We start from the raw sequence: 16696 nt of genomic DNA on the forward strand, positions 1-16696 counted from the left end.
AGTATCCTTACATTTGTATTATTTTAACACATACATCTAACTGAGCTTACAAGGTTTGTTAATATGAGAACTGAGTCATGATTGATTTGATTGATCAGCTTTAAATTGGGATATTCATAACATTTAGCTATATAAATAGGCCATTAGTCGGAACTTTTGATAGATCTCACAGAAATATAGCCCAAGAATAAATACCATATTTGTCATACATTAATTTAATACCATGTAAGGTATTGGTTTGTGAGCCAGGGGTACATTGGATGTATCCAGAATAAAAAAATAATAGTGAGACAAAGGTATGAATTCTGTTACAAAAATTGCTGCAGCTGTTGCTTGTACTCTTTTAGCGGGCACAGCGACTGCTACAACACTTGATTACCGTTATGAGTATCGTGCAGCGACTGACTATACAAAAACTAACGGTGACGAAGCGCATGTTGACGCTCGCCATCAACACCGAGTTAAGCTAGGTGAAAGCTTTAAGCTGTCAGACAAGTGGAAGCACTCTACTGGTCTAGAACTTAAGTTCCACGGTGATGACTCTTACTACGATGAAGATTCAGGCTCTGTTAAATCAGCGAACAGTAGAAGCTTCTATGATGGAAATTGGTACATCTATGGTATGGAAATTGATAACACAGCTACATACAAAATAGACAACAATTGGTATCTACAAATGGGGATGCCTATTGCCTGGGATTGGGATGAGCCTAATGCTAACGATGGCGACTGGAAGATGAAGAAGGTTACGTTCAAACCTCAGTTCCGCGTTGGTTATAAAGCAGATATGGGCCTTACGACTGCCATTCGTTACCGTCACGAATACGCAGATTTCCGTAACCATACTCAATTTGGTGACAAAGATTCAGAGACCGGCGAGCGTTTAGAGTCCGCACAGAAATCAAAAGTTACATTAACCGGTTCTTACAAAATTGAATCGATTCCCAAGCTTGGCCTTTCTTACGAAGCAAACTATGTAAAATCTTTGGATAACGTACTCCTTTACAACAGTGATGACTGGGAATGGGATGCAGGTTTAAAAGTTAACTACAAGTTCGGTTCTTGGAAACCTTTTGCTGAAATCTGGTCATCTGATATCAGCTCATCTTCTAAAGATCGTGAAGCAAAATACCGTGTTGGCGTTGCTTACTCATTCTAATTAGAAAATAGTCAACTTATTAAAGCACCCCTCTCCTCTTGTAAAATTTTGGGGCATATTTAATTACTTTATTTTAAAGAATAGGATGTTCTAATTAATATTAGTTTTATCCTAATAAAATATTTAACGACTATTCATTATCTATTTCTTATGTGGTTTACATATGGATTTAATATCATAAAGAGAATATTTTATGCAGATTTCTAAAATCGCTACTGCTGTCGCCCTTTCGACAGGTTTATTATTTGGTTGTAACAGTGATGGTTTACCAATTCCAACAGACCCAGGCGGAACTGACCCTGTTGAACCTGTTGAACCTGTTGAAGTTTACTCTATAGAAAACGTCTATTGGGATCTGACAGGTGGTGCTGTTGCTGCACAGTCACTCAGCGGAACTTCACCATATCGCTTTGATAATGATGAGGAAGGTACTCGTGCTCTAAGCATTTACAGTGGAGACGTAGCTAATGGCTTCACTTTTGAGAGTTCAATATATACTGCTGAAGAAGAAGGTGTTGTTTCCTTTGAAGGTAAGGACTGTACTTACACAGTGACTGAGCAACAGCTAGATATGACATGTGAAAAAGATGACGTAGAAACAGCTTACTCAGCAACAGAGATTACAGATGAATCTGTTATAACTGCATTAGAAAATGCCGATGATGGAAAACCTAAATCAGTCGATGATGTGAACGCTGCGATTGCATCAGCAGAAGATGGCGCGATTATTGAACTATCATCTCAAGGTACATTTGATACTGGCGTTATCGAGTTAAACAAAGCCGTTATACTTGATGGTGCTAGTTTGGTAACAATTACCGGAGATGCTTGTATTGATGTCACTGCACCCGGTGCTAGTATCAAAAACATGACTTTTGCCAATGATAATTTGGCCGGATGTTTTGGTAGAGAGTCAGCAGGTACTTCAGATAATGAAACTGGTGCGATCATCATTGGTAAAATTGGTAAAGATTCAGATCCTGTAGCACTTGAAAACCTAAAGTTCGATGCAAACGGAATTACCGAAGATGATCTAGGTACTAAAAAAGCAAGTTGGTTATTCTCTCGAGGTTACTTTACATTAGACAATAGCGAATTTTTCGGTTTAAGTGGCAGTATCCAAAATAATGCAATTCGTATTAACTGTAGTAGTAACAACGCGCGATTTGGTTCACAAATCACAAATAATACATTCACTATTAAATCTGGTGGTAGTGATGTTGGCGGAATTAAAGTTGGTGATTCTAGCGGTGCGGAAATAAAGGATAACGATAATAACAACACCTGTAATGTAACTGTCGAAAGTAATACGTTCAATGGTTATAAAACCCTACTTTCAGCAGACAACACTAGCGATTTTAGAAATACAGCTATTTACGCACAACCATCTGCAATTAACACTGAGGCAGGTAAAGAAAATATCTTGAACTAAGACTAAGACTAAGACTAAGAATATCAAAATAGGCTAGTTGACATGCTGTTTTCTTATCATGGAACCTGATTTATCCAAAGCCATAGCAACTGCTATGGCTTTTTTATTTTTTAAAACACAGAGCTTATGACACGATTAAATCTAACAAGCCAAATATCTATTTTATTAACTCTAATGAAAAACCAGAATAACTCTTGCGCTAATTGTCATTCTGTCTTTCTACTGTTCTAGCCCTCTCAAAGCCCTGTATCTATCATAGATAGACAAAGTCTCTCAGTTATACTAATACCTACAAATTATTATTCAGCGTCATCGTACAACTACAATCAGGGCATTTATGACCTGCAAGTAACTAACGCTAAAGCACACAACCTTGAGCTGATAGAGTCGTTTGATTATCGACTTTAACCTACCTATGTATTTCATAGAGCATAAGAGCTAATAGAATGATGGCTAACCCTGCCCTTCTAATTATGAAAGAGTTAAAGCACTATTTATGGCGGTTGCTAGGAGTCTTACTCAACAACCCAAGAGTGACGGTTTCAAGAACAGTACGGGAGTAGTCAGCCGAGCTAACGTTTATAAGTAGACCACGCACAATAATACGTTCGTGCATTGGCAAAGCCTTGAGAACGAGGTCAAAGTTTTCGAGCTATGGTGATTTCGATAAACATCACGACATTATTTGGGTTTGAATCCGCGACAAATTTGTCTATTAGTAACTGAGATAATCATGAGCGAGGTTAATGGTGACTGAAACTGATAATGACTAAAGTTAATACTGAATGAGCTTAATGATAATTTCTTAAACTCTGTGTAACTGATAACTACCCCCTCTTCTACTCAATTAAATTATACGCTTAAGCCCAAATACCAGACACAAAAAAGCCTCCGAACTCTAGGAGTTGGAGGCTATTGTTTATTTGGTTAGATTACTTTTTGTATTGATCGTGCGATACGTCTAGCTGGTAGAAAGTCGCTTGTGAGTAATCGTCTAGGTCGCCGCTGATGTTTTGGTTGTAAACACCCGCTTTGAAGTACATGTATTTGCCGCCAACGTCGTAGCCGCTTTCGCTCATATCAACCACTTGTACAACGTCGTCTTTGCCTTCACGCATTAAGCTAACAGTCATCGTGTTGCCTTTAACGTCAATGCGGTAGCTGAACACTTCGCCAAGCGCGATACCATCTTCACCCACTTCAGCCGTCATGTCGCCCACTAGAGGGTAGAAGTCCTCTTTGGTCGCGTCTTGGCTTTCGTGTGCAAAGTAAACTGCGCCCGTTGCTTGGTTTGGCAATTTACGGTAGTACAAACGAATCGGCTCATCGTTTTGATCGTGAATCTGACCGATGATAAAACGACCTACTTCATTCGCATTACCCGTTGTTGTTGCGTGGTCGATTTTCAATGTCGCTTCTAGAACGCCGTCAATACCTGCGGCAGCTTCTAGGTCAGACTCAGGTGCGCTTGAGAATACCCAGTTGTTCTTATTAACACCTTTAGTGCTGATAGACTGGTCACCACGACGCATCATCTCACGAAGTTCAGTACGCGCGTACTTAGTGTTTTTAGATGTACGTACACCTTTCACGTAAGCCTTGAATACTAGGCCGCCGTCGTCTGCTGTGTAGAAGATTTCTGGGTGTTGGTAACCGTTTGCAAGGTTCCACTCAGACACATCATCAGGCTTGCCATTTTTGTCATGATCGAATGGTTGAGATAGGTACCAGTGAGTCATATCAAAGTTTTCGCTCGGTGCATTAGCCGCAACAGGTGTTGCTGGTAGACCTGTTGGTACTGGTAGCGCACTACGAGTGTCACATTCAACTGAAGTTTTACAAGGGTAAACCGCTGCGACACCGAAGTTACCAGAACGAAGATCTTTTCGTGCGGCCTTGTGGGCTTTCTCTGCTGCTTTCATTTCAGCGATCATTACGGCTTCTGCAGCAACAACATCTGAAGTAATGATATGACTAGCCGGACAAGCGTTAACATTACAGTTAACCGCCGCTAGTTCAGTCACACTGTTCCAACCATTTTTGGTGTTGCCGTGACCAACGTATCTCACGTAACGTGCTTTAACCGCAGGCTCAAACTGAAAACGCTCTAGGCCAATCGCTTTACCTGAACTCATTTGGTTTTCAAGTACGGTTGTCCAGTTTTCACCGTCAACACTAACTTGAATATCAAATTTAGATTGACGCTCATTACCTTTGCTAAATGATGCTTGAACAGCGTCAAACTCTTGCACTGAACCATAATCCAACATGGCCCATTCGCCGTCACCTGCAGAAGACCAACGGGTTGTTAAGTCTTGGTCAAACAAACGATCAGGGCCGTTACCATCGTGGCTACTAGCGGTCATAGCAACCGGTGTTAGGATAGCTTCACCGGTCTCTTTGTTATTTGGAAAATCTGCTGTAGGCGTGCTTGTGCTTGCACAGCCAACCGCAAGTAAAATAGAAGAAGCGAGTAAGGTTTTTAGAGTGATTTGTTTCATATTTAATCCATTATTATAATACAAAGACAGCGTTCGTAAGTGAAAGCTAAATCAGCAAACACGAGCTATAAGGCAATTCCTCTCTCAGTATTTGCGATAACACAAAAATATTACGTAATCTTATAATACAAATAAAACATTTCATTGAATAAATGAGACTAGGAACACTTTCCGATCTGCCATACTTTAACTGGATCACACTTCCTATTGATAAAAGACAATATATATAAATTAGGAATACAAAATAGGCTAGCAAGCCGAAGAACAACCACGTTGAAACGACAAGTTTTGAACTCAATGAACCCGATTTTTCATCAATAAAAACAAGCAATCACCTCCCCTTCCAGAAAACAAAAAGACCACCTTGTTAGAAACAAATGTGGCCTTTAGATATCAGTTATAACTATTCAAGCATCAGTGATGGTATTCAAGTTCCGGGATACTCAATAGTGTGTGGATCTAAGAGCGCTAAAGCTCACATCAAACACCTCACCGGCATAATCGCTATCAGGCTTAAATTGAGGGTAGATACCCGCTTTGAAATAGAATGCAATGTCTGTCGATGTCCAATCTGACGTCAATAAAACCGTCTCTCCATCTTTGTCTTGATAGTCTTCCCCCCAAGCAATCATGTGCGATACCGTATTAGTTCCATCTGAATCATGAGTCGCCAGATAAACACCATTTTGGTTAGCGCGAATCGTATATCGCCACTCTTCGCTGGCCGAGTAAGTACCTAACTCAACACTGAACGGTTCACAATAATCGCAGTCTTGATTATTACGCTCAAAGTCCGAGTTCAATATGACTCGCACTGGCTTACCCTCTCCTTCCCACAGCAACTTGACCAAGGCTTGATTGATCTTCCAACCGTGAATTTGCCCAAGCACCACTTTCGGGTCTTGGTTATTGATATTCGGGTAGTCTTCAATTCGTAAACTTGCGGTTAGCTCGTGACTGGTAGCGTTCGTTCTAGTGTCGTTCAAATACCAACTTGTATCTTCATCGCTAGTACTGCAATCCGGTTGAGCACTGCTTTGATACAACTCCCTGAACTCAGAGCGAATATAGCTAGAGTTTTGGGTAGAAGTGCCATATCCCATATCCGCTCTAAAGTGCATTCTTCCTTCATCTGTGTTGAAGTAAGAAAGGTTGATATCGCTGTGGTACACATCGCTGTCATTTGAAAGAAGATCTTTGCTCGATTCACAACGCTCCGGTTCTAATTCAGCAGCACTGTCACCACCAGATCCATACCAAGTGTCTTTACTCGCGGGAATGGTCAGCTTCCAATCATTAATGTCCCAATCGTTTGAACCATTAATTTGAGTCGTGGTGTATCTCAAGGCCTGATAGTAAGCGGTCGCTTCACCATTTTCGAACTGGTTGTAGATACCCGCTTTGAAGTAACTCAATAGTTGCTGCCAATACGCGACATCTTGATTCACTTTTATTTCGTCATTCACTTTGATCGACAGTGTGTTTTCATAAACAGAAAGATCAAACTTGGTAAAACTATCCAGTTCCGCCTCTCCTAAATCGTAGCGATCGTACGAAGTGGCATAACAATCCGTAGAGTCAGCAGCACTGCTACAGTCAATCGCATTGTTCTTCATGACCGCCCAATAATGTCCCGTGAGGCCTTCCCTCTCTTGCTCCCACACCACACGTAATAACGGATGAGGAATGTAACCTGTGCCATTCGCGTCAGTGCCCTTATTGTGTATCTGTAGCAACGTAACTTCATCGTGATCAGCGGGTGAACTCGCCATTGCATGTTCGATATCAGGTAAGCTTATTTCCGCATACAGGCTTCGTCTTACACCAGTTTCATTGATATCAAAGTTTTCTCCCTCACGAACCTCTGAACGCATCTTATAGTTCGCCATTTTGAAAATTAGGTTTTCCGTCTCTTTATCCGCGTAAAAATAATCACTGATGTAGCCATCGAAATCCCCATCTTTAACTTCAGAAGTTTTATTACCCTGTGTGCCGTTAGGATCCGATACCTGAAGGTCAGAACTCGAGAGGATGTTTTGATACTTAGCAATATCATAAGGCGCAACAACGCCATAGGACGATCCTGGATTGGTGTTATCAGAAGATTCACTACTATCACTTGAGCTGCTTCCACCGCAGCCGTATGTGAGCGAAGCGAGCGCAACGATGATGATTGGCTTATTCACATTTATCTCACTTATCCATAAGAGTAGAGTGATAATGTATATTTGTACTATTTTATGTCAATTGTGAGTTTATCAGAATGTGAGATGCGACAGATGAAGTTATATGAGTAGATTTCACGTAGGGTTTGAGACAAAAACAACGCAGAAAGGCCACTCCAAACTCGAAAGTTATTGAGTGGCTCTTTGACTAAAAATAAAATTTAAAATACTGATTTTTAAATATTATTTATGGAAGCAATTAAACTTTAAAACTGCTCATCAGTTCACTGACGCTGCCATTCAGTGTTTTGATCTCTGCCGACTCTGTCAGTTGATCTTGGCTTAGCTTATTGAGCTCTTCGACGAAGCTTTCAATCTTGTGCATGTTCTTAGCGATACTTTGAATGAGGGCATTCTGCTCGACAGAAGAGCCAGAAATATCATTATTGAAACGACTCACGGTTTCCATCTGTTCCGTTAGCTTCGCCAGCATGTTAACGGCTTGAACCACTTGAGCACGAGTCATCTCGCAATTGCTCTTCGTTAACTCAATCGATTTAACCAAGCCATCCGATTTAGACTGCAACCCAGATAGCGCCTCTTCTATTTCAGAGGTACTGATTTGAGTTCGGTTTGCTAGCGCACGGACTTCATCAGCCACCACAGCAAAACCTCGACCATGCTCGCCTGCTCTTGCCGCCTCTATAGATGCATTCAATGCCAGTAAGTTGGTTTGTTCAGCAATGCCGCCAATCACAGACACAATCGACTGTATGCTCTGTGTTTCGTTGGCCATAGAGCGAATATCATCAGACGTCGTACCGACTTGCTTCTCAAGATCACTGATGTACGTTTCTGTCACTGTATTGATTTGCTTAGTCTCATCGCTAAACACAGCGGCATCTCGTGCTGCATCTGCCGCTGACTGTGAGTTCTTTTCCACTTCATTTGATGCTTCAGACAAACCATTAATCGCTGAGACCACTTGAACGGTTTCATCAGTATGGACTTTCAATACATCGCTGGTTTCTTTACAACCTTCTCGAATGCTTAATACCTTGGTATCGAGATCCGAGTTCTTGAATTTTACATCTTTAACCATTTCTTGCAGGCCAATGATAAACAAATTGATGTCTTTGGCGATGTGTCCTAGGTCGTCATTGCCTTTCTCAGCAAGCCTTTGAGTCAAATCGCCATTACCTTGAGAAAGGTCATGAACGATTTTGCGCAGTGACACGATTGGGCGGTAAAAACGATTCAGAAGTAAAATCATCAATATCACCGAACCGAATACACAGGCGACAATCAGCATTCGCGTATTCGACATCACACCATTCAACTGATTTAACGCTAACTCAGGATCGATACTGGAAATCATGAACCATTCTTTTTGACTGCCAATATCCACCTTCTTAGCCATCAAGATTCTTGGATTGCCATCAATCACACCTTCAATGAACTGGTCAGGCAGTTCAATTGCACTGCTTAGTTTCATCAAGGCATCAGCAGAGAAGATATTGGTTTGCGGAAGCACGTTCTCTATTGTGGAAGCAACAACCATTCCTCTCTCATCCACGATGATACCTTTTGCTTCGTAGATGCTATCTAACTGTTTAAGCTGTGCTTCCAAATCATCAAAGCGAATATCGGCCATGATCACGCGATCTTGGTATGAGTACGTCACACCAATCATAGGCACTTGAGTACTCTTAGTGAAAAACAGATCACTAAAAGATAAACCTGATTTCAATTTTGCCTGTTGATACCAAGGGCGAGTTGTTGGGTTGTATTTTTCTTTGATTCCAACACCGTTAGGGAAAGATTCTGACGGACGAGAAGTATAAGAACGGCCGTCGTCAAAACCCACTACAATTTTATCAATGCCACCGAGCTTGGCGGCGTAATGCATAAGCGCTTCATTAGGCACTTGATATGGGGATTTCATGAACTCTTGTGCAACGGAATTGACGGTATCTATGGTGCGCTGGACGGTACTTTCTATTTGATTAATTTCTATCGTTAGCGAGTGGTCAATCTCGTTATAAATCGTTTGGTTTACCTGGTCTGTTGCTAAGTCAAGCGTAAACCAGTTCGTAAATGCCAATGCACTAGAACTGACGATCGCTACCATTAAAATCAATTTTCCTTTAAACCCTAGAGACAATTTTGAATTCATAAAACTCATCATCCATATCAACCTATATCTATTATTTTCATCCGAATGAAATGGTCATTTTTAAGATTTTCGAAGATACGGGAAGCGAAACTTGTTCATGCCGATCCATCGTCACAACCATCGATTTAATTAATATTGTATGTTTAATTAACTGCGCTTTCTGTGAGCGATATTGATATATGAAAACTGGCTAAAACCACCCTGTGACATAGGTATCATTTATGAGTCTGGACTTTTAACGCGATTGGGAAAGAATAAGTAAATCACTAAAAATGATCGACTTTTGAATAACAGAACAACAACTTCGCCGATAATGCCTCTACTTAAATTATTCATATCAATCTCGATTCGCTGACTAGAAAAGTGAGCATTAAATCACATTTTCACTAACCAACCATTCACTAAAGGCATTCAATCTCTAGATTTATTTGTAATACAATAACCCCTAATGTATGGTGTATTTGAATCATAACTTAAGTTCTTTCTGGATGCTTTTGTGCAATTCAAAGTGGTAATTGAAGCAACTCGCTTTAAGGTCATTGAACACGTTTAATGCAGAAACTGTCGGGGGATCTCGTTAATCGTTATTTCACTTATCTTGTTCATTGGTTTTTCCAGACGGCTAGTCCGAATACGCCCACACAGTCACCAGCTGTATGGGCTTTTTTTTGCTTTGTGATTATTGCTTCGGATTTTGGTTATCGATCTACGCTACAAACTATCGCGCAGTAGTGACGGTATTAGAGATTTGAGCATAGAGAATCAGCTGATGCCTAACAAAGCGCGTCTAGAACAAAGAATTTCTGGAGGCGTTGAGTGTTAGCAAGCAGCTTTGCAGCATTGAAAATCGAGATTAAATGAAAGTCGAAACAGGTAGAGTTTTGATTAGATAGAACAACAGGAAGCAAAAAAGTAGAGCTAGAAGAATAATACAGATGGTTGCGGCTTTACGAAAAAGAGTGAAACTGTGGGAGTAAGCTGGGAATTGTAGTTGCAGATAAAGCGGAATTTGAGATAAAACGGGCTTGTAAATAAGACCTGGTGTAGATAAAAACGAACCTCGCTGAGGTATCGCCGCCTAAAAGACAGGCAATACCCTAGCGAGGTCGTACGTCGATTACTTCTCTAGTTTAGCGAAGTAGTCGAAGATTACTGGTACATCGTTGTTACCCATGCCTGCATCAACAGCAGCTTGTAGGCTTGTTGCAGTACCTTGAGCGATTAGAGACTCAGTACCTAGCTCTTCACAAAGAGCAAGGAAGTAACCAAGGTCTTTGTTAGCGTTAGCAACAGAGAAACCTAGCTTCTCTTCGCCGTCTACTGCGTAGAACTTACAGAATTGCATGAACGGAGAGTTAGATGGACCTGCAGACATGATGTCAAACAGTTGTTGGCCATCAACACCAGCGCGTTGAGCAACAGCGAAAGCTTGAGACATAGTTGCAACAGTCGTCATGCCCATGAAGTTGTTTACAAGCTTAGTTACGTGACCAGAACCTAGAGCGCCTAGGTGGAATACGTTTTCGCCTTGCTCTTCAAGAACAGGTTTAACTTTGTTGAAAGTTTCCATGTCGCCAGCAGCCATGATGTTCAGAAGACCATCTTTAGCATGTGCAGGAGTACGACCTAGAGGTGCGTCGATCATGCCCGCGCCTTTTTCAGCAAGAGCTGCGCCGATTTTCTTAGTAGAAGCTGGGATAGAAGTACCGAAGTCTACTAGTACTGCGCCTTCTTTGATGCCCGCTAGAACGCCGTCTTCGCCGTAAACGATTTTTTCAACAACAGCTGAAGTCGTAAGACAAAACTGAACGATGTCACTTGCAGCAGCTAGTTCTTTAGCAGAAGTGAATGCAGTCGCATTGCCGCGATCTGTAACGCGAGCAACAGCTTCAGCGCTTAGATCCATTACGTTTACGTGGTAGCCGCGCTTTTGTAGGTTTTCAACCATGTTGCCGCCCATAAGACCTAGGCCAATGAAACCGATTACAGGTTTAGTCATGTTCAAACTCCAAATATAGTATTGTATGATTATATACTCATTATAATAACTACGTCTTTCTCGTTACGCAATAGTTTTAGGGCATTGATTTGATGGTTCGATGCAAGTTGTGACGGGGGTTCACTTTACGAGAAAATATGGGTCACGCTTTGTACTTACAGGAACTATTTGCCACTTTAAAAACCGTCTATTGATGAAATAACGTACGTTAAATGTCATACGATTAGTAAGAACAAGCTACGCCTTTACCTATGTATAGTTCATTACCTATGTATAGTTCACTACTCCCTTACTCAGCCAGTGATAAGACTGTTCACGGAAAAGTAAGTTATAACAATTTCTAGGAAACAGGCGTTGGCGCCCTATTCTTCTAACAGAGCGATACATGCGAGTCTCTTATACGACTCCCGCACATGTCATTCAGCATAGTGGCTAAGTACATACCCGGTCTTTGTGTGCATCAGTGTTCAAATTCAGCCCTGAGCCACTGACTTAGCATCGAGAAGCTATTTATCTCTGGCCAATCAAGTTTTCTTTCAACCTGATGGGTTTGCTAACTTATCTAACTCTTCCAACCAACTAACTAGACAAACAAAAAAACTCCGAGCTTTCACTCGGAGTTTTAATATCTAGCTTCTGTTACTTCAGCGGATTACAGTTCGATTGAAACCGTTTCACCGTCAACATTGAGCAGTAGCGTGTTGCCTTCAAGCTTATGAGACACTTCAACTTGCTCGCCTTCATTCTTATTAGGAACGAGAAGCGTCAAGATGTTGTGCTCTTTCGATGGCTTGAATTCCACTTCAACATGACGGTGGATCTCAAGATCTTTAAACTCGTATGGGTCAACTTCGCCGAAGCCTTCAACGTTCTTAACTGAAGTGATGTTATCAGCAGACTCGTTGATGAAGTTTACGTCTAGGTGAGCAACTTCGCCACGGATAGTGAAAGACTTGTCTGCCACTTCGTTTGCGAAAGTTGTGTGCATTAGCCAAGTCATGTCTTTCTCTTCAGAAAGCGTTGCTTTGTCTTGCATTACGAATACTTTACCTTGAACGAACCAGACTTTACGCTTGTAATATTCAATTTCAGGAACGAAGTACTTGTAAGATGCCGTTGCATCACCTTCAACCATCTTCACATCAGATTCAGTGTCGAAGTCAGAGATAGTGCCGCCCGCTTCGATACAGAAGCGATCTTGGTGGTTTTCGTAGCCTGTGTTCTTGTTCTCTCCGTACTGACCTTTACCACCAAATAGTGGAAGGTTTTTAGAGAACGTTTGACGACGCCACTTAGTGTGCATGTCTACACCGAAACCACCGTAGTAACCTGTTACTGACGCTAGCGTTTCACCGAATGCGTGCAACGTAAATGCGTTTTGGTCACCGTGAGAGTGACTGATTGAGCCAAACGGAGAACATTTGAATACCATGTGAATATGGTTATCACGCTCAGTCATCTTGTTATGGAATGCAGCCCAACCCGTGATTGGGAATACTTTCAAAAGTGGATCGTTCGATGGTGCTTTCTCTTCAGGTGCATCCCAAAGGAAGTTAAAACGAAGATCGTCGTAACCGAAGTCCCACCAACCAAAGTTGTAGAATTTGGTGTGTGCTTCAGTGTCACGGCCTTTCAGTTGATTGTAGTACCAAACGTACTCAGGCTTCTGATTAACACCCGCGTAATGCTTGATGTTGTAAGCCAGTTTTAAACCTGGGAAATCACCGATTGAAGACTGGTCACAGAAGCTCGCGCGCTTAGAGTGAACAGGCATACAGTAAAGTGGGAAGTCACCTGTGTTTTCGTAGAATGTTTTGTTGAACATGTCTACGCCACAGTATGCTTTCAATAGATCGAATGCTTCGCCTAGGAATGCAGTTTGTGTGTTCCAGTAGTCTGGACCTTCAGCCCAACCGCCGTCTACACCGCCCCATGGTGGGTAGTGTACTGCGTAGTATTCTAGCGCGTAAGCAATGTACTCGCCTGCTTTCGGGTGATCGTGGTAAAGCGCGATACACGTTGGGATGATAGCAGAAGAGATAGAACGAACACCGTGGCTGTTTAGTGGGTTGTTCAATAGATCAACCGTCACTTTCAGGTGGTGCATGATTTCGTCTAGACGTTCAATCAAAGCATCTTGAACTTGCTGACGTTCTTCATCTGTGAAGTAGCCGTGTAGCCAGTCGTAACCCCAAGCCATAGCAGCGATGACACGGAAAGCCGCTTCATCGTTATAACCACGAGAAGTCACGCCTTCTGGATCGTACGTAGACAGTTTTAGAGTCCAAGCTTTTGCTTTAGCAATTAGCGCTTCGTCTTCTTTTACAACACCAGCAATCGCTAGGTTACGTGTCGCGTTCAGTGCCATTTGGCAATCAACGTACATTTGACGCCAGTAAGGACGCCATAAAGAAGCTTTACCTACCGTCTCAGCTGGGTACGCTTGAGGCTCTTCAAAAGGAGCTGTCTCAAGGAACTTAACTGTAGAGTTGTTGTAGAAATCGTCAAACATGCAGTGAGCTTCATCAGCTTTCACTTTCGCTTTGAATTCTTCTAACTGATCAGCTTGAACAAGAAGACGCGGACGTGCTTCGCTCAAGGTGTCTAGGAATGATAGGTCGAAGTCACGTGTTTGAACTTCGATAGGGAGTAGGTCTACAAGATTACCTGCTGAAGTATCGTTTTCCAGCTTCATCTTCCTGATTGCATCAAGAGATTTTTGGTCGCTCATTCTAACTCACTTATTTTTCAAGTTGATTGAAAGGAATTAGCAATAATATACGTCTTATTGTAGGACAATTGAATGTATTTCGATTCAATCGTACAATTTTTTACAGTTTTCGTGATTTAGGTCTGATGTTGTAAGGCTGACACGTTTACTCGCTTCACAAAGCAAAAATGCGACGCCCTTTCGAGTCGTCGCATTCTATCTAAGTGTTCGCTATATATTAGCTTTCAGTTACAACTTTAGCTTGCTTGCCGCCGTCATCGACCGCTTTCACAAGTAGAATACCGACACCACCCACTATCACACCACATAGGATGAAGACTAAACGCCCCCACATTGGGTTAGTCAGAAGAGCCATCAGCATAATACCAACACCCGCTACCGCAATCAGTTTACCAAGCATTTGACGTTGTTTGTTATCCAACACTTTTTGCTCTGCCGATTCAGCGACTAATGGTGTTTCTAAGTTGCCAAAGAACTTATCAACATCCGCTTGACGTTCTTTTGATAGAGGCTTGTAGAACATTGTAGATAGTACGAAGAAGCCACCGGTTAGCGTGATGTGAGCAATGAGACCTATCGCAACTTTAACATCAGACCATTCACGTCCTGTTAGAGTATCAAGACCAAACACCGCTGCTACCATCTCTGCGTCGATAACAAAACCAACTACATAAGATACGATACCACCAACAACTAGCGTACCCCAACCAGCCCAGTCCGGAGTCTTCTTAATAAAGAAGCCAAGGAATGCAGGAATCGTCATAGGGAAACCGATTAACGCACCTACGTACATCATCGTATCAAACAGGCTCAAACCTTTAAGCGAGTTGATGAACTGTGCGATAAGGATAATAGCGAAGCCAAATACCGCTGAAGTAATTTTAGATACGGTTACTAGCTCTTTCTCAGATGCTTGACCTTTACGAACGATTGTTTCGTAGAAGTTCTTAACGAAGATACCTGAGTTACGGTTTAGACCAGAATCCATTGAAGACATTGTCGCGGCAAACATCGCGGCAACTAATAGACCAACCATACCTGCTGGCATGTATTCTTGTACAAAGTATAGGTAAGCAAAGTCACCCGCTTTTTTACCTGCATTCGGGTAAGCCGCTGATAAATCAACACCTTGGCCTGCAATGAACCAAGAAGGCATGAACCAAATAAACACGCCACACAACATCAACACACAAGCAAGCAGTGCAGCTTTCTTAGCGTTCTTTGAGTCTTTAGCCGCTAGGTAACGGTAAGAGTTAAGCATGTTGTTAGTAATAGAGAACTGCTTAACGAAGATGAAGAATGCCCAAATCGTGAAGATGCTTAGGTAGTTGATGTTGTTGCCCCAAAGGAACGAACCACCATCTTGTACTGGGAAGTTGTTAACAATCTCACCAACACCGCCACCTTGAACAACCGCTACAACCGCACAAGTTACCGTTACCGCCATGATGATAACCATCTGCATGAAGTCAGATGCGATTACCGCCCATGAACCACCTGTTACCGACATTGCCAATACCACTAGGCCAGTCACCCAGATAGTCATGTTCATGTCGAAACCGAAGATACCCGAAGCGATGATTGCCAATGCGTTTAACCACACACCCGCAGATACCACTGAGTTCGGCATTGAAGACCAAGTGAATACTTGTTCGTTGGTTGCGCCGAAACGCATACGAATCGCTTCAATTACGGTAACAACACGAAGTTGGCGGAATTTCGGCGCGAAGTATGCGTAGTTCATGAAGTAACCAAATGCGTTGGCTACGAAAATGACCGCAACAGCAAAACCATCGTTATACGCTTTACCTGCCGCACCGGTGAATGTCCATGCACTAAACTGGGTCATAAAGGCGGTTGCACCAACCATCCACCACAACATGTTACCGCCCCCGCGGAAGTAGTCACTAGTAGTACTTGTAAATGTTCTAAACATCCAACCTATCGCAATCAAGAATAGGAAATAAATGCCGACAATAATCGTGTTGAGTTCCATCGTGTATCCTTTGTCCGTTATAATTTGTTACGAGGACTATAGGAAATTCGACTATTTATTTGTAGTACAATAATCCAAATAAGTGATGGTGATCTTATTTTGATTGATTAAGTTAATTATATATATGACATAGGATGGAATATGGCCAATTCATCAAGGCAATTACTGATATTTTAGATAAAAATTTCACACCTAAAAAAAACAAACAAAATAATGATTTAAAATCAGACACTTACACTAAACAGTGAGACTTTACGCACTAAATTAAAAATGCAACCAAATACATATAAATATAAAATCCTCAAAAATAATCAAAGCCAAGCTAAAGGACAATCAAGACCATTAATCACACAATAAACCAGTGTTTTTTAAAAAATTGACAAGTTAATCTAGTTAGAATTCAATTCAAATTTGTGTAGTGCTCTTATCTTTAGATCTAAATACAAATGGATGAGAAATCACCTCAATCGAATGATTATTTTGACCATATCCTGATGAGTTAGGAGAGGAAATTTAACATGCTGTCTCTGAGAGTGA

General features: G+C 41.7%; 8 protein-coding genes. 2 read left to right on the forward strand and 6 right to left on the reverse strand.

Going from position 1 to position 16696, the window contains the following annotated elements; genetic code table 11:
- Nucleotides 1–298: 298 nt before the first annotated feature.
- On the forward strand, nucleotides 299–1159 hold the full coding sequence (locus QUF19_RS09940; RefSeq protein WP_286292342.1) for an oligogalacturonate-specific porin KdgM family protein: 861 nt from the start codon (nucleotides 299–301) through the stop codon (nucleotides 1157–1159).
- A 193-nt stretch (nucleotides 1160–1352) separates the two neighbouring features.
- Nucleotides 1353–2591, forward strand: coding sequence for a right-handed parallel beta-helix repeat-containing protein (locus tag QUF19_RS09945; RefSeq protein ID WP_286292344.1), 1239 nt, complete (start codon nucleotides 1353–1355; stop codon nucleotides 2589–2591).
- 932 nt (nucleotides 2592–3523) lie between these two features.
- Here the strand turns inward: QUF19_RS09945 and QUF19_RS09950 are convergent.
- The 6 genes from QUF19_RS09950 to QUF19_RS09975 all read right to left on the reverse strand — a co-directional run bounded on the left by QUF19_RS09950 (nucleotide 3524) and on the right by QUF19_RS09975 (nucleotide 16159).
- Nucleotides 3524–5092: a polysaccharide lyase family 7 protein gene (locus QUF19_RS09950; RefSeq protein WP_286292346.1), complete on the reverse strand. Its 1569-nt coding sequence runs from the start codon at nucleotides 5090–5092 to the stop codon at nucleotides 3524–3526.
- A gap of 443 nt (nucleotides 5093–5535) precedes the next feature.
- Nucleotides 5536–7278: a polysaccharide lyase family 7 protein gene (locus QUF19_RS09955; RefSeq protein ID WP_286292347.1), complete on the reverse strand. Its 1743-nt coding sequence runs from the start codon at nucleotides 7276–7278 to the stop codon at nucleotides 5536–5538.
- Between the two features lie 238 nt (nucleotides 7279–7516).
- Entirely contained in the window at nucleotides 7517–9388 is a 1872-nt protein-coding gene (locus tag QUF19_RS09960; protein ID WP_286298863.1) for a methyl-accepting chemotaxis protein, read from the reverse strand.
- Between the two features lie 1162 nt (nucleotides 9389–10550).
- Entirely contained in the window at nucleotides 10551–11432 is an 882-nt protein-coding gene (locus tag QUF19_RS09965; RefSeq protein ID WP_004733521.1) for an NAD(P)-dependent oxidoreductase, read from the reverse strand.
- Nucleotides 11433–12084: 652 nt separating this feature from the next.
- Nucleotides 12085–14163 carry a DUF4962 domain-containing protein gene (locus QUF19_RS09970; RefSeq protein WP_286292405.1) on the reverse strand — a complete coding sequence of 693 codons (2079 nt, stop codon included), beginning with the start codon at nucleotides 14161–14163 and terminating at the stop codon, nucleotides 12085–12087.
- A 217-nt stretch (nucleotides 14164–14380) separates the two neighbouring features.
- The gene (locus tag QUF19_RS09975; protein WP_102437334.1) at nucleotides 14381–16159 is read right to left on the reverse strand and encodes a sodium:solute symporter family transporter; all 1779 of its coding nucleotides are present in this window, start codon (nucleotides 16157–16159) and stop codon (nucleotides 14381–14383) included.
- Nucleotides 16160–16696: the final 537 nt, after the last annotated feature.

The sequence above is a fragment of the Vibrio sp. FE10 genome, assembly GCF_030297155.1.
GTDB lineage: Bacteria > Pseudomonadota > Gammaproteobacteria > Enterobacterales > Vibrionaceae > Vibrio > Vibrio apostichopi.

What these genes read in the sequence shown, in the direction of transcription:
- QUF19_RS09940 (WP_286292342.1), top strand. Translation starts at nt 299, where the DNA reads ATGAATTCTGTTACAAAAATTGCTGCAGCTGTTGCTTGTACTCTTTTA.
- QUF19_RS09970 (WP_286292405.1), bottom strand. Translation starts at nt 14,163, where the DNA reads ATGAGCGACCAAAAATCTCTTGATGCAATCAGGAAGATGAAGCTGGAA.
- QUF19_RS09975 (WP_102437334.1), bottom strand. Translation starts at nt 16,159, where the DNA reads ATGGAACTCAACACGATTATTGTCGGCATTTATTTCCTATTCTTGATT.
- QUF19_RS09945 (WP_286292344.1), top strand. Translation starts at nt 1,353, where the DNA reads ATGCAGATTTCTAAAATCGCTACTGCTGTCGCCCTTTCGACAGGTTTA.
- QUF19_RS09950 (WP_286292346.1), bottom strand. Translation starts at nt 5,092, where the DNA reads ATGAAACAAATCACTCTAAAAACCTTACTCGCTTCTTCTATTTTACTT.
- QUF19_RS09960 (WP_286298863.1), bottom strand. Translation starts at nt 9,388, where the DNA reads ATGGTAGCGATCGTCAGTTCTAGTGCATTGGCATTTACGAACTGGTTT.
- QUF19_RS09965 (WP_004733521.1), bottom strand. Translation starts at nt 11,432, where the DNA reads ATGACTAAACCTGTAATCGGTTTCATTGGCCTAGGTCTTATGGGCGGC.